The sequence below is a fragment of the Nitrobacter sp. TKz-YC02 genome, assembly GCF_049852135.1.
GTDB classification, from domain to species: Bacteria; Pseudomonadota; Alphaproteobacteria; order Rhizobiales; family Xanthobacteraceae; genus Nitrobacter; species Nitrobacter vulgaris.
Window position 1 is genome coordinate 142,162 of sequence record NZ_CP180728.1, and the last position, 20,854, is coordinate 163,015.

18 protein-coding genes are annotated in these 20,854 nt (G+C 61.4%); 10 read left to right on the top strand and 8 right to left on the bottom strand.

Annotated elements, in window-relative coordinates; all coding sequences use genetic code 11:
* Positions 1–231: 231 nt before the first annotated feature.
* Positions 232–1,497, top strand: coding sequence for a transcription termination factor Rho (rho, locus tag ACM561_RS00705; RefSeq protein ID WP_009796565.1), 1,266 nt, complete (start codon positions 232–234; stop codon positions 1,495–1,497).
* A 172-nt stretch (positions 1,498–1,669) separates the two neighbouring features.
* On the opposite strand, the gene ACM561_RS00710 is transcribed toward rho, so the two are convergent.
* Entirely contained in the window at positions 1,670–3,700 is a 2,031-nt protein-coding gene (locus tag ACM561_RS00710) for a thioredoxin domain-containing protein (protein ID WP_425907300.1), read from the bottom strand.
* A gap of 104 nt (positions 3,701–3,804) precedes the next feature.
* Between ACM561_RS00710 and mnmE the strand changes: the two genes are divergently transcribed.
* The 5 genes from mnmE (at position 3,805) to ACM561_RS00735 (ending at position 9,971) form a co-directional block, all read left to right on the top strand.
* Positions 3,805–5,175 (top strand): tRNA uridine-5-carboxymethylaminomethyl(34) synthesis GTPase MnmE, encoded by a 1,371-nt coding sequence (mnmE, locus tag ACM561_RS00715; RefSeq protein ID WP_425907301.1) that lies wholly within the window; start codon positions 3,805–3,807, stop codon positions 5,173–5,175.
* Positions 5,176–5,340: 165 nt separating this feature from the next.
* The gene (gene mnmG, locus ACM561_RS00720) at positions 5,341–7,215 is read left to right on the top strand and encodes a tRNA uridine-5-carboxymethylaminomethyl(34) synthesis enzyme MnmG (RefSeq protein ID WP_425907302.1); all 1,875 of its coding nucleotides are present in this window, start codon (positions 5,341–5,343) and stop codon (positions 7,213–7,215) included.
* 174 nt (positions 7,216–7,389) lie between these two features.
* Positions 7,390–8,088, top strand: coding sequence for a 16S rRNA (guanine(527)-N(7))-methyltransferase RsmG (rsmG, locus tag ACM561_RS00725; protein WP_425907303.1), 699 nt, complete (start codon positions 7,390–7,392; stop codon positions 8,086–8,088).
* Positions 8,085–8,942 (top strand): ParA family protein, encoded by an 858-nt coding sequence (locus ACM561_RS00730; RefSeq protein ID WP_425907304.1) that lies wholly within the window; start codon positions 8,085–8,087, stop codon positions 8,940–8,942. The genes rsmG and ACM561_RS00730 overlap by 4 nt, the downstream gene beginning before the upstream one ends.
* Before the next feature lie 147 nt (positions 8,943–9,089).
* Positions 9,090–9,971: a ParB/RepB/Spo0J family partition protein gene (locus ACM561_RS00735; protein WP_425907305.1), complete on the top strand. Its 882-nt coding sequence runs from the start codon at positions 9,090–9,092 to the stop codon at positions 9,969–9,971.
* 64 nt (positions 9,972–10,035) lie between these two features.
* Here ACM561_RS00735 and holA read toward each other — a convergent pair whose 3' ends face one another.
* Genes holA through leuS form a run of 3 tightly spaced genes read right to left on the bottom strand, consistent with a single transcriptional unit; the run spans position 10,036 to position 14,282 of the window.
* Complete coding sequence (gene holA, locus ACM561_RS00740) at positions 10,036–11,064, bottom strand: DNA polymerase III subunit delta (RefSeq protein ID WP_425907306.1); 1,029 nt, start codon at positions 11,062–11,064, stop codon at positions 10,036–10,038.
* Positions 11,065–11,074: 10 nt separating this feature from the next.
* Positions 11,075–11,659 carry an LPS assembly lipoprotein LptE gene (gene lptE, locus ACM561_RS00745; protein WP_425907307.1) on the bottom strand — a complete coding sequence of 195 codons (585 nt, stop codon included), beginning with the start codon at positions 11,657–11,659 and terminating at the stop codon, positions 11,075–11,077.
* Positions 11,646–14,282, bottom strand: coding sequence for a leucine--tRNA ligase (gene leuS, locus ACM561_RS00750; RefSeq protein WP_425907308.1), 2,637 nt, complete (start codon positions 14,280–14,282; stop codon positions 11,646–11,648). Before leuS ends, lptE begins: the two co-directional genes overlap by 14 nt.
* A 142-nt stretch (positions 14,283–14,424) precedes the next feature.
* Here leuS and ACM561_RS00755 point away from each other — a divergent pair, with 142 nt between their 5' ends.
* Positions 14,425–15,129 carry a glutathione S-transferase N-terminal domain-containing protein gene (locus ACM561_RS00755; RefSeq protein ID WP_425907309.1) on the top strand — a complete coding sequence of 235 codons (705 nt, stop codon included), beginning with the start codon at positions 14,425–14,427 and terminating at the stop codon, positions 15,127–15,129.
* Positions 15,126–15,800: a YggS family pyridoxal phosphate-dependent enzyme gene (locus tag ACM561_RS00760; protein ID WP_425907310.1), complete on the top strand. Its 675-nt coding sequence runs from the start codon at positions 15,126–15,128 to the stop codon at positions 15,798–15,800. Before ACM561_RS00755 ends, ACM561_RS00760 begins: the two co-directional genes overlap by 4 nt.
* Positions 15,801–15,952: 152 nt before the next feature.
* Here ACM561_RS00760 and ACM561_RS00765 read toward each other — a convergent pair whose 3' ends face one another.
* Together ACM561_RS00765 and ACM561_RS00770 are read right to left on the bottom strand one after the other, a co-directional pair.
* Positions 15,953–16,966 carry a phosphotransferase enzyme family protein gene (locus tag ACM561_RS00765; RefSeq protein WP_425907312.1) on the bottom strand — a complete coding sequence of 338 codons (1,014 nt, stop codon included), beginning with the start codon at positions 16,964–16,966 and terminating at the stop codon, positions 15,953–15,955.
* A gap of 105 nt (positions 16,967–17,071) precedes the next feature.
* Positions 17,072–17,620, bottom strand: a complete 549-nt coding sequence (locus ACM561_RS00770; RefSeq protein WP_425907313.1) for a L,D-transpeptidase family protein — start codon at positions 17,618–17,620, stop codon at positions 17,072–17,074.
* 237 nt (positions 17,621–17,857) lie between these two features.
* Here ACM561_RS00770 and ACM561_RS00775 point away from each other — a divergent pair, with 237 nt between their 5' ends.
* Positions 17,858–18,544, top strand: a complete 687-nt coding sequence (locus ACM561_RS00775) for a response regulator transcription factor (protein ID WP_079445151.1) — start codon at positions 17,858–17,860, stop codon at positions 18,542–18,544.
* Between the two features lie 154 nt (positions 18,545–18,698).
* The gene (locus tag ACM561_RS00780; protein WP_079445150.1) at positions 18,699–19,148 is read left to right on the top strand and encodes a cyclic nucleotide-binding domain-containing protein; all 450 of its coding nucleotides are present in this window, start codon (positions 18,699–18,701) and stop codon (positions 19,146–19,148) included.
* Positions 19,149–19,232: 84 nt separating this feature from the next.
* On the opposite strand, the gene ACM561_RS00785 is transcribed toward ACM561_RS00780, so the two are convergent.
* Both ACM561_RS00785 and ACM561_RS00790 read right to left on the bottom strand, forming a co-directional pair.
* The gene (locus tag ACM561_RS00785) at positions 19,233–20,048 is read right to left on the bottom strand and encodes an exodeoxyribonuclease III (protein WP_425907315.1); all 816 of its coding nucleotides are present in this window, start codon (positions 20,046–20,048) and stop codon (positions 19,233–19,235) included.
* 50 nt (positions 20,049–20,098) lie between these two features.
* On the bottom strand, positions 20,099–20,845 hold the full coding sequence (locus ACM561_RS00790; RefSeq protein WP_425909851.1) for an outer membrane lipoprotein carrier protein LolA: 747 nt from the start codon (positions 20,843–20,845) through the stop codon (positions 20,099–20,101).
* Between the last annotated feature and the right edge of the window lie 9 nt (positions 20,846–20,854).

Sequence of the window (20,854 nt, forward strand, 5' to 3'; positions counted from 1 at the left end):
CAATCAATTTTCTATATTGTGCGCATCCCACCCTACGCAGGCGGATGTGGTCGCGTCCCGGTTTCTAAATCGAACCGGTCGCCACGTCAGGTTTGAAGCCTTTCGGTGTCCTTCCTCGCTCGAGGTTTTTCCCGGTACGGGCAGGACTGCGGACTTTTCTTTCGGTCGTCGTCCGCATCTTCACGAAACCGCCTGGCAATCCTCCTCAAGCATTCCACAGGACTTCTCCCAATGCGGGAAATGAAACTTCAAGACCTCAAAGCCAAGACTCCAGCTGAACTCGTCTCGTTTGCGGAAGAGCTTGGGGTCGAAAATGCCAGCACCATGCGTAAGCAGGAGCTGATGTTCGCGATTCTGAAGCAGCTTGCCATCCAGGAAACCGATATCATCGGCGAGGGTGTCGTTGAGGTGCTCTCGGACGGCTTCGGCTTCCTGCGCTCGCCGGACGCTAACTATCTGCCTGGTCCGGACGATATCTATGTTTCGCCATCGCAGATTCGCCGCTTCGGCCTGCGAACCGGAGATACCATTGAAGGACACATTCGCAGCCCCAAGGAGGGCGAGCGCTACTTTGCGTTGTTGAAAGTCAACACGCTCAATTTCGAGGATCCTGAGAAGTCCAAGCACAAGGTCAACTTTGACAACCTGACGCCTTTGTTTCCCGATCAGCGGTTCCGGCTCGAGCTGGAAGATCCCACTCGTAAGGATTTGTCGGCGCGGGTCATCGATATCGTCGCTCCGATTGGTAAGGGTCAGCGCGCCTTGATCGTGGCGCCGCCGCGCACCGGCAAGACCGTGCTGATGCAGAACATCGCGCACTCCATCACCGCCAATCATCCCGAATGCTATCTGATCGTTCTTCTGATCGATGAACGTCCCGAGGAAGTCACCGACATGCAACGCTCGGTGAAAGGCGAAGTCGTGTCTTCCACTTTCGACGAACCGGCGGTGCGCCATGTCCAGGTTGCCGAGATGGTGATCGAAAAGGCCAAGCGTCTGGTCGAACACGGTCGCGACGTCGTTATCCTGCTCGATTCGATCACGCGTCTGGGCCGCGCCTACAACACCGTGGTGCCCTCCTCCGGCAAGGTGTTGACAGGCGGCGTCGATGCTAACGCCTTGCAGCGGCCAAAGCGGTTCTTCGGCGCGGCGCGCAACATCGAGGAAGGCGGCTCACTGACCATCATCGCCACCGCGCTGGTCGATACCGGAAGCCGTATGGACGAAGTGATCTTCGAAGAGTTCAAGGGTACCGGCAATTCGGAGTTAATCCTCGACCGCAAGGTCGCCGACAAGCGAACCTTCCCGGCGATCGACATCGCCCGCTCCGGGACGCGCAAGGAAGAGCTGATCACCGATCCGCAACTGCTCAAGAAGATGTATGTGCTGCGGCGCATCCTCAACCCGATGGGTACCATGGATGCGATCGAGTTCCTGCTCGACAAGCTGCGCAACACCAAGAACAACGGTGAGTTCTTTGAGTCGATGAATACTTGATCATTCGAGCTTGGGTGCGCGGCTCTCGCGCAAGCGAGAGTGTTTGGATTCTCATCCTGCTTTCGAGTTTCCTAGAGCATTATCGTTTCTGATTGAATCAGAAGCGAACCTCTAGATTATCGTTTTGACGCGTTTTCTTCACGCGAGCCGGTCACCACTTCGCTCGAAAACGTTATAAAGTCCGGCTAAGGGCCTCGGGATGGATCAACGGCAGCGAGCAGGACTGACCGCGGCAGATGAAAGCGGCGCTTTGCGTCACCGCCGTAATCTTTGCTCGCGCTGAATGATCCTGCGGCAGCGCATCGGCATGCGGCGCGTGCAGTACGATGCTTGTCGCGTGCGGCAGTTTTCGTGCGGCGCTGAGCAACGCGTCGGCTTGTGCGCCCTCGCCGACCACGACGATCTCCGCGCCGCTGAGGCGAAGATCAAGCGCATTCATGAGCGACAGCTGGCCAAAGCCGTTCTCGGTCGCGCTCGGCTGCAAGGCAGCGAAGAGGTTGTCGATGCAGTCGCGCCATTTTGTGGCGCCGGTCAGCGCGGCGAGCCGTACCAGGTTTTGCGCGATCAGTCCGTCGTGGTTGGGGATGGCGTCATCGGCAGTCGAATGCGGCCGCACGATCAGCCCTTCGGCGTCGTCGGCCGTCAGATAATAGCCGCCATGGTCGACATCGGCGTAGTGCGTGTCCAGCGTGGATTGCCAGCGTAACGCCTGCGCAAGATATGCGTTGTCGCCGGTCGCTTCGAACAGAGCGAGCGCGGCGCGTCCCATCGCGGCATAGTCGGACGCGAGCGCCGGAATTAAAAGTCTGCCTTCGCGCCAGGAATGACCGAGCCGTTCGTCGCGGGTCATGTTGGTTCGAATAAACTCGAATCCCGTTCGCGCGATTTGCAACCAGTCAGGCTTGTCGAAGGTGCAAGCGGCGTGAACGAGAGCGGCGATCATCAAGCCGTTCCAGTCGGCGAGAACTTTATCATCGAGTCCAGGACGAACCCGGCTTTCCCGGTGCGCCAGTAGCTTTTCGCGCAGCGCCCGCATGTGAGCGATGTCGTCGCTGGCCACATCGATGCTTCTGAGGCGGTTGGGAATATTGTGACCTTCGAAATTGCCGTTTGCGGTGATGTCATAGCGTGCGGCAAAATCGGCGGCGTCGGCATGGCCGAGCACCTCATTGACCTCTTTCAGAGACCAAACGTAGAACTTGCCCTCCTCGCCTTCGGAGTCGGCATCCAGCGACGAAGCAAAGCCGCCCTCGGCCGTCAGCATTTCCCGGCGCAGCCAATCGATCGTCTCGATCGCGCGGTCGCGATACAACGGATTATTGCTACGTGCATAGTCGAGCGCGAGCAGATCAAGGATCTGTGCGTTGTCGTAAAGCATCTTCTCGAAGTGCGGCACCAGCCATCTGTTGTCGACCGAATAGCGTGCATAGCCGCCGCCAAGGTGATCGTAGATACCGCCTTGGCTCATTTGGGTCAGGGTCAGCGTTGTGGCCGAGAAGAAGCGGGCGTCGTGGGTGCGCGCACCGGCGCGCCAGAGAAATTCCAGCACCGAACACTGCGGGAATTTTGGTGCGCCCTGCAGGCCGCCGTTCACCGGGTCGGTTGAACGCGTGATGGCGACGGCCGCGTTATTGAGTTCGGCAACGCCGAGATTGGCCGGGTTTTTCGACTTGGCGCGTTCGGAAAGCCGTGCGATCAGCGCGTCGCGGTTGCGCGCGATTTTATCAGGCTGATCGCGAAAGACCTGCGCCACTGATTGCAGAACGTCGGTGAATGCCGGGCGGCCGAAGTCCGGTAGCTTCGGAAAATAGGTGCCGCCCCAAAACGGCGATCCATCGGGCGACAGGAACATCGTCAGCGGCCAGCCGCCCTGCTCTCCGAGATGGTGCAGCGCGCTCATGTAGATCTGATCGATATCAGGGCGCTCCTCGCGATCGACCTTGATGCAGACGAACAGTTCGTTCATCACTGCGGCGACTTCGTCGTCTTCGAAGCTTTCGTGCGCCATGACATGGCACCAGTGACAGGCTGCGTAACCGATAGACAGTAGGATCGGACGGTTGGTCCGCTGCGCCTCAGTGAGCGCCTCGGGTCCCCATGGCCACCAGTCGACGGGATTGTGCTTGTGCTGCAGCAGGTAGGGACTGGTTTCCTTGGCCAGACGGTTCGCAGGGCGGTCTGACCCCGTAGCGACGTGATTCATATCGGAGTGTCCTTCTGCGAATCTGCGATAACGGAAAACGTACGGCGGGGTTCGTTGCGATAGCTTTGAAGTTCAGATCATCGAAGTAGTCCAAGACATAAGTCATGCATCCGCGAGAACAAACGATCTTTGCGCTGTCGTCGGGTCGGCCGCCGTCGGCGATCGCTGTTGTGCGTGTGTCCGGCCCTGAAGCTGGCACCGCACTTCGAGACCTCGCAGGCGCAATTCCCGTTGCACGTACGGCGAAGCGCGTATTGCTGCGCGACCGGGCCGGGGAAGCCATTGATGATGCTATTATCTTGTGGTTCCCCTCGCCTGCGAGCGCAACCGGTGAAGACGTTGCGGAGTTTCACATTCACGGTGGCCGAGCTGTGCTGAACGCCTTATTTGCGGCGTTGTCGTCGATCGACAATACGAGAACTGCGGAACCGGGAGAGTTTACCCGGCGCGCCTTCGAGAATGGCAAGATTGATCTCACTGAAGCCGAAGGTCTCGATGATCTGATTCATGCCGACACCGACCGGCAGCGCCGTCAGGCCTTGCGTCAGTTGCAGGGTCTGCTCGGCGATCGCGCGCGAGGTTGGCGCAAGGAGCTGATCGATGCCTCGGCCCTGATCGAAGCCGGAATCGATTTCGTCGATGAGGGCGATGTACCGGAAGACCTGCTGAAACCGGCGCTGGAGAAGATCGCGCAACTCCGTCGCGAGATCGAACAAACCCTTGCGACATCGGCACAGAGTGAACGCCTGCGTGACGGTCTGACTGTCGCGATCGTTGGCCCTCCAAATGCCGGTAAGTCGACGCTGCTCAATCGTCTTGCCCGTCGCGAAGCGGCGATCGTGTCGCCGCACGCGGGAACGACGCGTGACATCATCGAAGTTTATCTCGATCTCGATGGCTATCCAGTGACGCTTATCGACACGGCCGGCATTCGCGAGACTGACAATCCCATCGAGCAGGAAGGCGTACGGCGAGCCCGCGATCGGGCAGCGTCGGCCGATCTGGTGCTGTGGCTTTCGGCCGATCACAGCGCCGAGCCGGATGAATCAATTGTCAACGGAGACGTTTCACTCTGGCTGATACGAAACAAGATAGACCTTTCAAGCCCGGAGCATGATGGGGCGAACCTGGGGCAGGTCGAAACGAAAATGGAGCAATGCGCGCCGACGCGGCAATTTCGGATTTCGGCGGCGCGGGGTGATGGCGTCGATGAATTGGTGGCGGCGCTCTCGACTTTCGCGGGCGTCTGGCTTGGACGGGGTGAGACGGGCGCAATCACGCGATTGCGGCATCGCAACATACTGCGGGATGCTGCAGCATCGCTTGTAAAGGCTGAGGCGCTGGCTGGTCGGGGCGACGAACTTGTCGCCGAGGAGTTGCGAATTGCTGTTCATTTTATCGGGCGGCTGCTCGGCCGTGTCGACATAGATGATATTCTAGATTCACTTTTTTTAGAATTCTGTGTCGGAAAATAGTGCAACATTGTTCATTTTTTCGGTGTAAGGCAAATGTGCCCGGGAGGTTTGATGATGCAGGTGTTTCACGTGAAACACCTGCCCTTGTGTTCGAAGGACGAACTTTCGGATTCTGCTAGCCTGAGATAGAAGTCGCATCGGGTATTGGCGAGAAGCCGAGAACTTATGGCATCAGCATTCGACGTGATTGTGATCGGGGGTGGCCACGCCGGCTGCGAGGCCGCGTCCGCGTCCGCGCGAACCGGCGCGCGAACCGCGCTGGTCACCCATCGGTTTAGCACCGTGGGCGCGATGTCCTGCAATCCAGCGATCGGCGGACTCGGCAAGGGCCATCTGGTCCGCGAGGTCGATGCCCTCGACGGTCTGATGGGGCGCATGGCCGATGCTGCCGGCATCCAGTTCCGAATGCTCAATCGTCGCAAGGGCCCAGCCGTCCGCGGCCCGCGAGCCCAGCAGGATCGCAAGCTTTACGCCGTGGCCATGCAGGCGGCGATTCGCGAAACCTCTAATCTTGAGGTGATCGAAGGCGAGGCGGACGACCTGATTGTTTCCGGTGGCAGGATCGCCGGCATTCGACTGATCGATGGCCGACACTTCACGTCAGCCGCGGTCGTCGTCACCACCGGCACCTTTCTGCGCGGTTTGATCCATCTCGGGGAAAAGAGCTGGCCGGCAGGGCGGGTCGATGAAGCACCTGCACTCGGCCTGTCCAGGTCGTTCGTGCGGATCGGCTTCGCCCTTGGCCGGCTAAAGACCGGAACCCCGCCACGGCTCGATGGCGCCACCATCGACTGGGCCGCGGTCGAGATGCAGCCGGGGGATGATCCGCCGGAGCCGTTCTCGGTCATGACCGAGCGGATCACAACGCCCCAAATCCAGTGCGGCATCACTCGCACCATGCCGGCGACGCACGAGGTGATCCGCGCCAACGTGCATCGCTCGCCAATCTATTCCGGCCAGATCACCAGCTCAGGTCCGCGCTATTGTCCTTCGATCGAGGATAAGGTGGTTCGCTTCGGCGATCGTGACGGACATCAGATCTTTCTCGAGCCGGAAGGCCTCGACGACAGCACGATTTATCCCAACGGGATTTCGACCTCGCTGCCGGAAAACGTGCAGCTCGCGATACTCGCGACCATTCCCGGCCTGGAGAAGGTCAGGATGACCCGTCCGGGCTATGCCATCGAATATGACCATGTCGATCCTCGCGAACTTGAACCGACCTTGCAGACCAGGCGAATGCCCGGGCTGTTTTTGGCCGGCCAGATCAACGGCACGACCGGTTACGAAGAGGCGGCGGCACAGGGTCTCGTTGCGGGGCTGAATGCAGCATTGGCCGCGGGCGGCGGCGATTTGGTCGTGTTCGACCGTGCCGATGGCTATCTCGGTGTGATGATCGATGACCTTGTGACGCGCGGAATCACCGAGCCCTATCGGATGTTCACCTCCCGGGCCGAGTATCGGCTGACGCTCCGCGCCGACAATGCGGACCAGCGGTTGACGGACAAGGGAATTGCCATCGGATGCGTCGGGGCAGGGCGCGCGGCTCATCATCGGGGCAAGATGGCGGCCTTGCGCGCGGCAAAGGCGCTAGCGATGTCGCTATCAGTGACGCCGAACGCGGCAGCCCGCTACGGACTCTCGCTGAATCGCGACGGCCATCGGCGGTCTGCGTTCGAATTGTTGTCTTATCCGGAGATCGGCTGGCATGAGGTGGCCGCGATCTGGCCGGAGCTGTCGGCCGTCGATCCGGGAATAGCTGCGCATCTTGAGATCGATGCCAAATACAACGTCTATCTGAAGCGCCAGACTGCCGATGTCGAGGCGTTCCGTCGCGACGAGAGTCTGGTTCTCACCGGCATCGACTACAGTGCGGTGCCGGGCCTCTCCAATGAAGCCCGAAACCGGCTGGAAAAGGCCCAGCCGCGCACCGTGGGGCAGGCGGGCCGTCTCGACGGACTGACGCCGGCCGCGCTGGGGATTCTCGCCGCCTATCTGCGTCGGGAAACGCGGAGGAAGGCGACTGCTTCTGCGCGATGATCTAGTTCAGTCGACTGAAATGTTTCACGTGAAACAATTTCTAGCTGGATCCGGACCAGGCCAGCGGACGATGATCGGCGGCATCTCGCGATTCGCCGAGTGCTGTCGGCCAATGGCCGACTAATCCAAACCGCGTCTGGTAAGGAATCAGAGGCGGGTCTATGTTGGCCCCCGATGCCCACGCCCGAACGAGAGCGCTCCCCAACCTCGGCTACCGACAAGATGGCCGCGTTGGCGCTTACCCCCGTTTCACGTCAAATCGAGGCGCGGCTAGACGCCTATGTCGATCTGCTGGTCCAATGGCAGACAAAAACCAATCTCGTAGCGTCGTCCACGCTGCCGCAGCTCTGGACCCGCCACATCGCGGATTCCCTTCAGCTTCTAACGCTGGCTCCGAATGCAAAACGCTGGGCTGATTTCGGCAGCGGCGGCGGCTTTCCCGGTGTCGTGCTTGCCTGCGCGCTTGCGGGCGTTGAGGGCGCGCGCGTCGATCTAATCGAGCGTAACGCTAAAAAAGCGGCATTTCTGCGCGAGGCCGTTCGGGTCACCGCGTCACCGGGCATTATTCATCTGATGGATATCGGGGATTATGTGGACAGATTGGAGGATCGGATCGATTGCGTGACCGCGCGTGCGCTGGCGCCTCTACAAGTGCTGCTCGGCTTCGCAGAACCCTTCGTAACAAAGGGCGCCACCGCGCTGTTTCTCAAGGGCCAAGATGTAGAAGCTGAATTGACGGAAGCTACTAAATATTGGAATATTAAGCCTCGGATTCATTCAAGTTGCACCGGCGGACAAGGCTGGATCGTGGAACTCGATCATATCGAGCGGCGTGATCGTCCTCAGGCAAAACAGGCATGGCGTGGTGCATGACGGTAATTGATGAAGTCTACCGACACGAAGACGGAGGCGAATCTCACGTCCGCCATCCCCGCATCATTTCGCTCGCCAATCAGAAGGGTGGTGTCGGCAAAACCACGACCGCGATCAATCTTGGCACTGCACTGGCCGCGATCGGGGAGCGCGTCCTGATCGTCGATCTCGATCCGCAAGGCAACGCCTCCACGGGTCTCGGCATCGACCGGCGCGATCGCAACGTTTCCACTTATGATGTGTTGATCGGCGAAGCACCGCTGCGTGACGCCGTCGTGCCGACCGCGGTGCCGCGCCTGCACATCGCCGCCTCGACCATGGACCTCTCCGGTCTGGAACTTGAGCTCGGAACTACAAAGGACCGTGCCTTCCGTCTGCGGGACGCGATCACCGCGCTCTACGGCAATGCCGCCGATGCTGCCGATTACACCTATGTGCTGATCGACTGTCCGCCATCGCTCAATCTTCTCACTGTGAACGCGATGGCGGCGTCGGATGCGATCCTTGTCCCGCTGCAATGCGAGTTCTTCGCCCTCGAAGGTCTGTCGCAGCTGTTGCAGACTGTCGAGCAGGTGCGTTCAACGCTCAATCCGAATCTGTCGATCCACGGCATCGTCCTCACCATGTTCGACTCGCGCAACAACCTGTCGAACCAGGTGGTCGCCGACGTGCGCCAGTTCATGGGCTCAAAAGTCTACGACACCATGATCCCACGCAACGTGCGCATTTCGGAAGCGCCGTCCTACGGCAAGCCGGTGCTGGTCTATGATCTCAAATGCAGCGGCAGCGAAGCCTATCTGAAACTTGCGACCGAGGTGATTCAGCGCGAGCGCGAGTTGCGTACGGCGCATTGAGGATTGGACGTCATTCGTGGGGCGCGTGAGTAACTCGATGAGTGCTGCCATGATGTGCAACCTGCTCTCCTCCACAAGGGGAGAGAAGAGTGACCTTATGTTTCCTTCAAGTCTGGAGTGCAGCGCGTGAATCCAAGGGAGTTGGCGATGGCCGACGAAGCGCGTTCTCGACTGGGACGCGGTCTTGCAAGTCTGATCGGCGACGTCGGTGGCGAGGCCGCCCATGCCGAGCGTCCGCGCGTGCAGCGCAAGGTGCCGATCGAGTTTTTGAAACCGAATCCGCGCAATCCACGTCGCGCGTTTTCCGATGTCGAACTCGGCGAGTTGTCCGACTCCATCAAACAGCACGGCGTCATCCAGCCAATCGTGGTGCGGGCCGTGAAGGGGACGCAGGATCGCTTTGAGATCATCGCCGGCGAGCGCCGCTGGCGCGCGGCGCAGTCCGCAGGGTTGCACGAGGTTCCGATCGTTCCGGTCGAGGTCAGCGATCATGTCGCGCTCGAAATCGCGATCGTCGAGAACGTGCAGCGCGAAGATCTCAATGCGATGGAAGAAGCGCAGGGCTATCACGCGCTCGCCAATGAATTCAAACACACTCAGGATGACATTGCGAAGATCGTCGGCAAGAGCCGCAGCCATGTCGCAAACATGATGCGGCTGACAAAACTGCCGGACGATGTGCAGGCGCTGATCACCTCCGGCGAGTTATCGGCAGGCCATGCGCGCGCGCTGATCGGCGTGCCCGATCCTTCCGCGGCGGCGAGGCGCATCGTCACGGAAGGTCTCAATGTGCGGCAGACTGAGGCGCTTGCGCATGAGGAGGGCGTTGCCGAGCGCAAGCCGCAGAAGGCCCGCGCTGACAAAGCGCAGAAGGACTCCGATACGTTGGCGCTGGAAAAGCGCGTTAGCGACGCGCTCGGCCTTGCAGTGACGGTCGATCACAAAAATCCCGGCGGCGTCGTGCAGATACGCTATCGCGACCTCGAACAGCTTGACGAGATTTTGAAAAGGCTGGATTCGAAGGGGTGAGACGAATTGCTTTCACATCGTCCCGCATATGCGAGGCGAAGGAGAGAGGTCGTTGTGCTTTGCGTCACCCTCTCCGCCGTGCATTCACCGCGATCGACATCAGAGCGCGTTGCGCGATCGCGGAGGCCAGCGCCGCTTGCTTGCGGGTTTCCAATGCGGCGCCGGCAAGCTGATCCATCACCTGTATCAGCCGCGCGGCGCTGAAATTGCTCAACGCCGTTTCCACGGTCGTCTTGCGCGAAAAATGCAATCGCGGAAATCCGCTATCGGCGGCCGATGAGGCGGACGCGCCGCCCTCCATTAAAAGCGCCGCCTTGTGCAGGGCGGCGACCTGACGCTGCGCGGCCAAAATGACGAGGCCCGGATAGGTGCCAGCGACCATGGCCTTGGCGAATTCGGTTTCGACCACCGTCGGCTGTCCGGCGAATGCGGCGTCGATGACGGGATCGAGTTTGAAGTCGGATGCGTCAGAGACCACGGCCATGACGTCGATGAGCGTGATCTCGCGTTGCCCATGAGCATAGAGCGCAATCTTGCGCAGCTCATTGCGCGAAGCCTGACGATCACCGCCGAGCAGGGACATCAGCGCCGCGCGGGCATCGGGCGCGATCTTCAGGCTCGAGAGGCGCAACTCCTCGTCAATCAACCGCGCCAGATCGCGTTCGGTGTCGGGATAGCAGGCAATTGCCACCGCGTTCTTCGCGCGCTCGCAAGTCTTGCGCAGCGGTGATTCCGGCCTCAGCTCGCCGGCTTCGATCACGATCCGGCAATCCTGGATCGTGGCGTTCGCCAGCACATCGACGCCGCTGGCAAAGCTGCGTGACCCCGCCTTGATCCGGATCGCGCGGCGGCCGCCGAACAGCGGTACCGTCATCGCCTCATCGACGAGACGCGACGGCTCAGTGGCGAGATCGTCGCCGTCGAGCCGAACCAACGAAAACGGATCGTTGGGATCTTCGACGGCCGACGCTATCAACGCGTCAGCGCGCTCACGCACCAGACCGGCGTCGGGACCGTAGAGCAGGACGATCGGGCGGGCCAAATCGGGCCGGGCGAGAAAGCTGTCGATGTCCTTTCCGCGCAGCGCGACCATTCGCCGGCGATCACGTGCCGGCGTAAAAGAACGCCGCCAGCCGGGTATTGATATTCTCGGCGATTTGCTGCGCGGCGCGGTCTTCCGCATCGCGATAGGCACGCGCGCGGGCGAAACGCTGGAGCTGGCCGGGAATGTCATAGGAGGTGCGGGAGAAGGTGGTCGCGTTCAGGACGGTCTTGCCGGTGGCAACCTCGATCAGCTGGTAGCTCGCATTGATACCGTATTGCTCGTTGGAGGGCAGCGCGGTGTTTGGGTCGAGCATCAGCGACGAGCGGTTCGTGGTGAAGCGGATCTGAAGCTGGTGTGTCGGGGGCGCTCCGGTGGCGCTGCCGTAAAGCTTGAATGCAAGCGCGTTACGAAGGGTGACACCGATCCGCGCATCCGGAGACCCATTGGGTTTATCGATCGGCAGGAGTTCAACGCCCATCAGCCTGTCGCGAAGCGCCGGGCTGCCGTCGGCCTGTTCGGCATACATCGGACGGAAGCAGCCAGCTGTCAGCGCGGCCAGCACGGCAATGATGCTTAACCGGGCTGCGATGCGCGGATTGGCCCATTTTCCAGCCCGGCGACCCGACAAACTACCCCACCACATTCACGATCCTCTGCGGAACGATAATGATCTTTCGAGCCTGCTTGCCGCCCAAGGCCTGCTTTACCGCATCGAGCGCCAAAACGGCAGCCTCAATTTCCGGATTTCCCGCGCCGCTGGCCACGGTCACTTCGCCCCGCTTTTTGCCGTTCACCTGCACCGGCAGCGTGAGGGCGTCTTCAACCAGCAAATCGGGCTCGATTTGTGGCCAACTGGCTTCCGAGACCAAGCCAGCCTGGCCGAGCGCCTGCCAGCATTCCTCGGCGAGGTGCGGCATCATCGGGCTGAACACCTGCACCAGAATGATGGCTGCTTCGCGCAGGCTCCAGGCGAGATCTGGTGCCGGGGCGGACTTGTTGCTGCGGGAGCGAGCAAGGGCGTCGGCCAGTTCGTTGGCGAACTCGCGGATATTGGCGAGGCAGACGTTGAAGTGCAGCCGCTCTATTCCCGTGGAGACCTTGTCGAGCGCGCCATGGGCCGCCTTCCGTAGCGCCAAAGCATCGGTGCCGAATGCCGCTGGTCTCTCTTGCGGCGCGGCCTTGCCGGCCTCGGCCGATTCATTGACCAGCCGCCACAGCCGCTGCATGAAGCGCGCCGCGCCCTGTACGCCTTCCTCGCTCCAGATCACGTCGCGATCCGGCGGCGAATCCGATAGCATGAACCAGCGTGCGGTATCGGCGCCATAGCTGCCGATGATGTCGTCGGGATCGACGGTGTTGCGTTTCGACTTCGACATCTTCTCGACCGCGCCGATCTCGACCGGCTCGCCGGTGGCGATCAACGTGGCGCGGCGGTTGTTGCCGTCGACCTCGATCCGCACCTCCTCGGGCGAGGCCCAGCCGCCGTCAGGCTTGCGGTAAGTCTCGTGCACCACCATGCCCTGCGTGAACATGCCCTTGAACGGTTCGTCCATGCTGACATGGCCGGTGGCCTTCATCGCGCGGGTGAAGAAGCGCGAATAGAGCAGATGCAGGATCGCGTGCTCGACGCCGCCGATATACTGGTCCACCGGCAGCATCCGGTCGACGACTGCGCGCGTGGTCGGTGCGTTGTCGTTCCACGGATCGGTGAAGCGCGCGAAGTACCACGACGAATCGACGAAGGTATCCATGGTGTCGGTTTCGCGGGTGGCCTGCGCCCCGCATCGCGGACAATCGACGTGCTTCCAGGTCGGATGATGATCGAGCGCGTTGCCGGGCTTGTCGAAGGTGACATCCTCCGGCAGCGTCACCGGCAAATTCTCGTCCGGCACCGGAACGACGTCGCAGGCCGGGCAATGGATCACCGGGATCGGACAACCCCAGTAGCGCTGGCGCGAGATGCCCCAGTCGCGCAGACGGAAGTTCACCTTGCGCTTGGCGACCGGAGCGTTGCCGCGCGTCTCGCCTTCCAGGCGCTTCGCGACTTCTTCCTTTGCCGCATCAGTGGTCATGCCATCGAGGAAGCGCGAATTGATTACGCGGCCATCGCCGTCATAAGCGGTGTCTGTGATGACGAACGTTTTCGGATCCTGTCCTTCGGGACAGACCACCGGCGTATTGCCAAGCCCATACTTGTTGACGAAGTCGAGGTCGCGCTGATCGTGGGCCGGACAGCCGAAGATGGCGCCGGTGCCGTATTCCATCAGGATGAAGTTGGCGACGTAGATCGGCAGCTTCCAGTTCGCATCGAACGGATGCACGGCCTTGATGCCGGTGTCGAAACCCATCTTCTCCGCGGTGTCGATCTCGGCCTGCGCGGTACCGCGCCGCTTGCACTCGGCGATAAAGTCGGCGAGCGCGGGATTGTCTTTCGCCGCCGCTTGCGCGAGCGGATGATCCGGCGCGATCGCCATGAATTTCGCGCCGAACAGGGTGTCCGGCCGCGTGGTGAAGATTTTCAGCTCACGCTCACCGTTCGGCGTCGTCGCCGCGTCGAGCGCGAAACGAATCAAAAGGCCCTCGCTGCGGCCGATCCAGTTGCGCTGCATCAGCCGCACCTTGTCGGGCCAGCGATCCAGCGTTCCGAGCGCCTCTAACAGGTCCTGCGAATACTTCGTGATCTTGAAGACCCACTGGTTCATCTCGCGCTGCTCGACCACGGCGCCGGAGCGCCAGCCGCGTCCGTCGATCACCTGCTCGTTGGCGAGCACGGTCATGTCGACAGGATCCCAGTTGATCTTGCGCTTCTCGCGCTCGGCGAGACCGGCGCGCAGGAAGTCCAGAAACATCTTCTGCTGGTGTTTGTAATAGGAGGGATCGCAGGTCGCGAACTCCCTGGCCCAGTCGAGCGACAGCCCGATCGAGCGGAGCTGCTTCTTCATGGCTTTGATGTTGTCGTAGGTCCACGCCCTCGGCGCGATCTTGCGCTCGATCGCGGCGTTCTCGGCCGGCAGGCCGAAGGCGTCCCAGCCCATCGGATGCAGTACGTTGTAGCCCTTGGCGCGCATGTAGCGCGCGATCACATCGCCGAGGGTGTAGTTGCGGACATGGCCGATGTGGATGCGCCCGGATGGGTACGGGAACATCTCCAGCACATAGTATTTTTCACGCGGGTCATCGTTCTTGGTGGCGAAGATCGCCTGCCTGTCCCACTCGGCTTGCCAGCGCGGTTCGGCGTCACGGGCGTTGTAACGTTCTGAGGTCATGGAATTGCAATGTTTTTCGTGATTTGCAGCCGCTCGACTAGGCCATGAAGCGGACCGGGGGTCAACGGGTCGGGCGGACGGTTTGCAAGCGGTGTGGTTTTGCGGTGTAAGCGGGGAACGTTTCCCGCCTTCCGGAGTGACGATGGCCGACCTTTCCGCTTTTTCGATCACCCGCCGCTGGCCGGCGGCCCACCCGGAGCGTCTGCAGCTCTATTCGGTGCCGACGCCCAACGGGGTGAAGGTCTCGATCATGCTGGAAGAAACCGGGTTGCCCTATGAGCCGCATTTCGTCGATTTCGGCAGGGATGAACAGAGGAGTCGTGAATTTCTCTCACTCAATCCCAACGGCAAGATTCCCGCGATCCTCGATCCCGATGGGCCCGGCGGCAAGCCGCTCGCATTGTTCGAGTCGGGCGCCATCCTGCAATACCTTGCCGAGAAGACCGGACAGTTTCTGCCAGCCGATCCGGCGCTGCGCTGGCAGACCCTCCAGTGGCTGCACTTCCAGATGGGCGGCGTCGGGCCGATGTTCGGACAGGTGGGATTCTTCCATAAATTCGCAGGCAAGGATTTTCAGGACAAGCGGCCGCGCGACCGCTATGTAACGGAATCGAAGCGGCTGCTCGGCGTGATGGACGCGCATCTGGCGACGCATCGGTGGTTTGCGGGAGACGACTACACCATCGCGGATATCTCGATGCTCGGCTGGGTGCGCAACCTGATCGGATTTTACGATGCGCGCGATCTCGTCGGGTTCGATCGTCTTCGTCATGTCGGAGGCTGGCTGCAGCGGGGTCTGGCGCGGCCGGCGGTGCTGCGCGGTCTTGCTATTCCGGCGCGACAATGACCACTGATGAGGCGGCGCCGATCGATGGTTTTGCTTCCGTGGAAGCCGGGATTGTTCGTGCGTGCCGGGACGCGCAACGCGAACGCTCCTCGGTGACGTTGGTGGCGGTGTCAAAAACCTTCGATGTCGGCGCGATTACGCCGGTGATCGCAGCCGGCCAGCGCGTGTTCGGGGAGAACCGCGTGCAGGAAGCCAAGGGGAAGTGGCCTGCCTTGATAGTGGCGCATCCCGGTCTCGCGCTGCATCTGATCGGCCCGCTGCAGTCCAACAAGGCGAAGGACGCCGTGGCCCTGTTCGATGCCATCCATTCGGTCGACCGCCCGAGCCTTTGCGAGGCGTTGGGAAAAGAGATCAAGACTCAGAACCGGCGGCCGGATCTGTTCGTGCAGATCAACACCGGCGAGGAGCCGCAGAAGGCCGGCGTCGCGCCAGCGGATGCCGACGACTTCATCGCGCGCTGTCGCGACACTTATGGTCTCACGATCTCAGGCTTGATGTGCATTCCGCCGATGGATGATGCGCCGGCGCCGCATTTCGCGCTTGCCGCCAAGATCGCCAAGCGCAACGGACTCACGCAGTTGTCGATGGGGATGAGCGCGGATTTCGCCATAGCGATTTCGCTCGGCGCGACGCATGTGAGGGTGGGCTCCGCGATCTTCGGGACGCGGTAGTTTTCCTTCTCCCCTTGCGGGAGAAGGTGGCATGGACGTCCATGCCGGATGAGGGGTCGTGGATACGAAGACAATCACCTCTCACCTGCTTTCGCTTCGCTCAGGCACCCTAAGGCGCAGCTTGTCGGCTCAAGGCCGATCCCAAAGATGGGTCAGATGCGAGCCGCCAGCCAGCCGGGCCTTTTGTCGAGGATGGGCGACCACGCCGCCAGCCACTCGCAGAAGCGTTGCAGATACGCCGGGCCGAAGCTGCTGAGACCCCACCGGTGGCGGCCCTCCAAGTGTACTGCGGTCAGCCAGATGCGTTGGGTCAGCAGGAAGGCCGGCAAGGCTTCGTAGTCAACCTCGGGAATGCGCCTAACGTCCTGATATCCACGCAGGAAACTTGAGATCAAGTTCGTGGCCTCGTCGCCAGGGTAGCGGAACAAGGTCACGCCTCGGGCGAAGCCAGAGATGTCGTTGGCGCGCCAGCCCCAGGCAGCGCAGTCGAAATCCAGCACCGTGGCTGTTTCGCCGTCGAAATGCAGGTTCGAGGTGTTGAGGTCGCCGTGGCACATGGCCATCGTGAGCCCAGGCGTCGAGGCGATCAGGTCGTGCAAGCGTCGCACGGTCTGCTCGAAGGTGGCGCGAGACTCGGGGGCCAGGAGGGCACCGATCACCTGCAGCGGACGGTCGAGCACGTCGGGCCCCAACCAGCCGGGGCGGTCGGAAAAGGCCGGTAGACCGTCCAGGGCCAAGTGCAGCCCGGCTGCCACCCGCCCATAAAGGTCGGCGTTCTTCGGGCCCCCCGCTCCGTGGAAGACGAGGTCGGCGCCGGGCGCCTCCTCGAAGAGGACCGCTGGCCGCAGTGCTTCGGGTGCCTCCAGCTCGAGGACGAAGCCGTTGCCGTCGTGTAGGGCGACAGGCCTAGCGACGTGTGCCCCACGCGCCGCGACGGCCTCGATGAGCGCCATCTCTGACCGAGCCTGCGCCAAGGTCCGCCAGCCGGCCTGATAGACCCTGAGGTAGTAGAGCCGACCGCCGGCTTCGAGCTGATAGGTGTCGTTGACGAACGAGCGGAAGAAGCGGCAGGCCTCAAAACCGGACAGGCCCTCGAACAGGCCGGACAACCGGGTACGCAACGCTTCCGTGTCGAAGATCGAGTGCGCGGCTCGGAGCATCTGCATGTGATACCGACGTGCGCTTCCAACTGCCAGCCGCAAAGTGCATCGCCCCAAGAGCGAGCTTCGTTCGTCTCGGCTCCCGCAAGGGAGAAGGAAAGCTCTTCAGCTTCACCCGATCATGATTTTCGTGAGTGGGCCGATCCGCCGCAACAGCCGCAGCATGGCAGGTTGCGTCATCGCCACGCATCCGGCGGTCGGGCCAAAGTTGTCGCGCGCCAGATGCAGGAACACAGCGCTGCCGCGCCCTGCGATACGGGGGCGGGTGTTGTGATCGATTTCGATGATGAAGTCGTAGAGATGATCCTCGCGCGTCAGCCGGTCGCCGGTTGCGCTCTGCGTCAGCCGAATCGGCCGGTTGTAGCGCCGGTCGGCCGGATCCTCACACCAGGCATCAGCGGGTGTGATCGCGCGAACCGGCAGAAATGTTTGTGGCCGTGGATGCCGATCGGGTCGCCACCACACCCGTATGGGCCGAAAAATTCCCTTTGGGGTGCCGCCATCGCCCTCGCGTTTGTTGGCCCGGATACCGCCGCGGCCAAGCGCCACCGCAATTGTCCGCCCTTCCGCGATCAGCCAGCCTTGCTGCGGTCGCCCGGCGGCGGCCCGAACGTGGATCGTCGCAAGCGGTCGATCACAGGAATGTGTCGTACAAGGCATTGAAAAGTCTTAGCTTTACATGGAAAGAGGAAGGCTTGCGCATTCCCTCAGCCGAAACGCCGATCCTGCATGTCATGACAGGGAACATTCATCCAAATTCTCCCCAGTCTGGGGTAGACTCTGTTTGAGCGATGAATCGCTACAAAATTCATGCGCCCGACGAATCGGGACTTAAATACCTGATGAAGGTAGCTGGCGCGCCCGCCGGGTGTTTCAGCCGCCAGGAGGATTGCATAGATGGCCAACGCCCGCAAAATCCTGATCGTGGACGACGATAACGATCTGCGCGATACGCTGGTCGAGCAACTGTCGTTGCATGAGGAATTCGAGGCGTCCGCCGTTGATACCGGCGCGAAGGGCGCCAGCGCGGCCAAAGCCCATTCGCCCGATCTCGTGCTGATGGACGTCGGCCTGCCCGACACGGATGGTCGCGAAGTGGTGCGCAGTTTGCGCAAGGGCGGCTTCAAGGCGCCGATCATCATGCTGACCGGTCACGACACCGATTCGGATACGATTCTGGGCCTTGAGTCCGGCGCCAATGACTATATCGCCAAACCGTTCCGCTTTGCGGTGCTGCTGGCGCGCATCCGCGCGCAGTTGCGTCAGCATGAGGCCAGCGAGGACGCGGTATTTTCGGTCGGACCCTATAGTTTCCGGCCCGGCGCCAAAATGCTGACGACCGCCAATGCCAAGAAGGTACGGCTGACCGAGAAGGAAACGGCGATTTTGCGCTTCCTCTACCGGGCCGGGCAGATTCCGGTGTCACGCGAGACCTTGTTGCAGGAGGTCTGGGGATACAACTCCGGAGTTACCACGCACACCCTGGAAACTCACATTTACCGGTTGCGCCAGAAGATCGAGAATGACGCTGCCAATCCGGAGATTCTGGTGACCGAAGCGGGTGGCTACAAGCTGGTGCCCTGATTCTGATGGAATCAGAAGCGAGACTCTATGGTAGTTTCGAGGCGTTTCTTTCCGCGAGCCGGTATCCACTTCGTCCAAAAACGCTATAGGTTGACGACTCGTATCAGCTCCCGTCAAAACAGCTTTTGGGTGATCCGGAGCCGACCGGTTTAGCATGTCGATCGACGATGACGTTGTCCTGCTTGAGCGCGTCCCGACCCTGCGCTTGCTGGGCGCCGAGGCTTTGCGCGTGCTTGCCATCGGCGCCGAACAGCAGCAGTTCGCCAGCGGCTCGATCCTGTTTCGCGCCGGTGACGAGGCGGATGGGGGGTACGTCGTTCAGGAAGGCAGCTTTCGCATCCACGTCCCGGACGGCCACGATCGGGAAGTCGTCGCCGAGTGCGGCACGCTGATCGGGGAACTCGCTTTGATCGTCCCGATATCGCGGCAGGCCACCGCGATCGCGCGGGAATACTCGATGGTGATCCGCGTTTCACGCACCCTGTTTTTGCGCGTGCTTGACAGCTATCCCGCCGCCGCCCACCGCCTTCGCGACGAACTCGCCAACCGCACCCGGCAAACGACCAGCGACATCCTGATGGCATCGGCGAAACTGAGTAGTTAGGGCATGTTTCTCCCACGAGGAGAGACCGGATCGTATCAGCCGATCCGGCTGAAGGAGGTGCGGCTGCCATCGTGGCGTCGGTACTCACACCTCGATCACCGCCGTCACCGGCACATGATCGGATGGACGCTGCCAGCCTCGGGCGTCGCGGGTGATGCGGAAATCTCGTATTCCGCCGCGCAGCGCTTCGGAGACCCAGATATGGTCGAGTCTGCGGCCGCGGTTGGCGGCAACCCAGTCGGCGGCGCGATAGCTCCACCACGTATAGACTTTCTCCGACATCGGAATCCGCGCGCGAGCGATGTCGATCCAGTTGCCGTGATTCTGCACGCCGAGCAGCTTCTCGCATTCGATGGGCGTATGCGAGACGATTTTCAGGAGTTGCCTGTGCGACCAGACGTCGTTCTCATGTGGCGCGACATTGAGATCGCCGACCAGCACATGCCGGTCGCCGTTGCCCGGATGCAGCGGCGCACAGGCTTTCATCTCGTCGAGAAATTGCAGCTTGTGGGCGAACTTCGGATTGAGCACGGGATCGGGAATGTCGCCACCCGCAGGCACATAGAAGTTATGTAGCACCAGCGGCGCGGCGAGACCCGCCTGGTCGCCGAAGATCACACTGACGTGGCGGGAGTCGATCTTGTCGCAGAACGTGCGGATGTTGCTGGCGTCAAATGGCAGCTTCGAGACCACCGCCACCCCGTGATATCCCTTCTGCCCGTTGAGCGCGACGTGCTCATAGCCGAGTCGGCGGAAGCGTTTCAGCGGAAAGGCGTCATCGGGGCACTTGGTCTCCTGCAGGCACAACACGTCCGGCCGTTGCGCTTTCAGAAACTTGGCGACCAAATCGATGCGTAGCCGCACCGAATTGATATTCCAGGTGGTGAAGGTGAGATGCATGATTTCAGTGAAGACGTCGACCGCGTGAGACCCCTGTGCGTGGTAGCGTCTCAGTTGTTCGTCGAGGTCGGATAATTGGTATAATCGATCTTAAACAGAGCGGGATCGAGCTTCGCCGTGGCATTGAGATTGTAGATCGCCACCGTGGTGTCGTAGCCCTGCGGATCGGTTATGGTCCACTGCTTGAGCTTGCCGTCCTTGACGCCGACCATCAGCATGAGACGGGAGGTGCCGACCAGCGCCTGCTTCTCTTCGATGGTGACGCTGATGTAGAGATCGTCCGACGTCACGGCGACGACGTTGGTATCCCTCATCAGGTCGATGCGGTCCGACAGCAGATAGCGCAGCGGCGTTTGCGCCAGCGGGTACACATCCTGGGTCGCGAGCTTGGTGTCACGAACAACGAGCGACGAGCCGTCGGAAATCATCGCGATCGGTGACGGAGGGTCGTATTCGAACCGTACTTTGCCCGGCTTCTGGATGTAAAATTCGCCGGTTGATCGGCTGCCATCAGGGCCGACCTGCACGAAATTTCCGGCAAGCGTCCGCAGCGATGATAGATAGGCACTGACTCGTGCCGCCGCCGCTTTCTGATCCCCGCTGAAAGTTGCAAAAATATTGGCCGGTACATTGCGGCGCGGATCGGGAATGATCGGGTCCGGTGGCCGCGTGGTTCCGGTAACCTCCGGCTGGGCCGTCTGCACCACCATCGCCGCGGGAGCCCCGTTGCGGGCCTCAGGGGCCGGTTGCGGGAGCGGAACGGCCTCGGCGAGGGTAGGCGGAACAAGAAGACCCATGGTCAGCGC

What these genes read in the sequence shown, in the direction of transcription:
- rho (WP_009796565.1), top strand. Translation starts at nt 232, where the DNA reads ATGCGGGAAATGAAACTTCAAGACCTCAAAGCCAAGACTCCAGCTGAA.
- ACM561_RS00765 (WP_425907312.1), bottom strand. Translation starts at nt 16,966, where the DNA reads ATGCAGATGCTCCGAGCCGCGCACTCGATCTTCGACACGGAAGCGTTG.
- rsmG (WP_425907303.1), top strand. Translation starts at nt 7,390, where the DNA reads ATGCCCACGCCCGAACGAGAGCGCTCCCCAACCTCGGCTACCGACAAG.
- mnmG (WP_425907302.1), top strand. Translation starts at nt 5,341, where the DNA reads ATGGCATCAGCATTCGACGTGATTGTGATCGGGGGTGGCCACGCCGGC.
- holA (WP_425907306.1), bottom strand. Translation starts at nt 11,064, where the DNA reads ATGGTCGCGCTGCGCGGAAAGGACATCGACAGCTTTCTCGCCCGGCCC.
- ACM561_RS00755 (WP_425907309.1), top strand. Translation starts at nt 14,425, where the DNA reads ATGGCCGACCTTTCCGCTTTTTCGATCACCCGCCGCTGGCCGGCGGCC.
- ACM561_RS00735 (WP_425907305.1), top strand. Translation starts at nt 9,090, where the DNA reads ATGGCCGACGAAGCGCGTTCTCGACTGGGACGCGGTCTTGCAAGTCTG.
- ACM561_RS00730 (WP_425907304.1), top strand. Translation starts at nt 8,085, where the DNA reads ATGACGGTAATTGATGAAGTCTACCGACACGAAGACGGAGGCGAATCT.
- ACM561_RS00710 (WP_425907300.1), bottom strand. Translation starts at nt 3,700, where the DNA reads ATGAATCACGTCGCTACGGGGTCAGACCGCCCTGCGAACCGTCTGGCC.
- ACM561_RS00790 (WP_425909851.1), bottom strand. Translation starts at nt 20,845, where the DNA reads ATGGGTCTTCTTGTTCCGCCTACCCTCGCCGAGGCCGTTCCGCTCCCG.
- ACM561_RS00785 (WP_425907315.1), bottom strand. Translation starts at nt 20,048, where the DNA reads ATGCATCTCACCTTCACCACCTGGAATATCAATTCGGTGCGGCTACGC.
- lptE (WP_425907307.1), bottom strand. Translation starts at nt 11,659, where the DNA reads ATGTGGTGGGGTAGTTTGTCGGGTCGCCGGGCTGGAAAATGGGCCAAT.
- ACM561_RS00770 (WP_425907313.1), bottom strand. Translation starts at nt 17,620, where the DNA reads ATGCCTTGTACGACACATTCCTGTGATCGACCGCTTGCGACGATCCAC.
- ACM561_RS00760 (WP_425907310.1), top strand. Translation starts at nt 15,126, where the DNA reads ATGACCACTGATGAGGCGGCGCCGATCGATGGTTTTGCTTCCGTGGAA.
- mnmE (WP_425907301.1), top strand. Translation starts at nt 3,805, where the DNA reads ATGCATCCGCGAGAACAAACGATCTTTGCGCTGTCGTCGGGTCGGCCG.
- ACM561_RS00780 (WP_079445150.1), top strand. Translation starts at nt 18,699, where the DNA reads ATGTCGATCGACGATGACGTTGTCCTGCTTGAGCGCGTCCCGACCCTG.
- leuS (WP_425907308.1), bottom strand. Translation starts at nt 14,282, where the DNA reads ATGACCTCAGAACGTTACAACGCCCGTGACGCCGAACCGCGCTGGCAA.
- ACM561_RS00775 (WP_079445151.1), top strand. Translation starts at nt 17,858, where the DNA reads ATGGCCAACGCCCGCAAAATCCTGATCGTGGACGACGATAACGATCTG.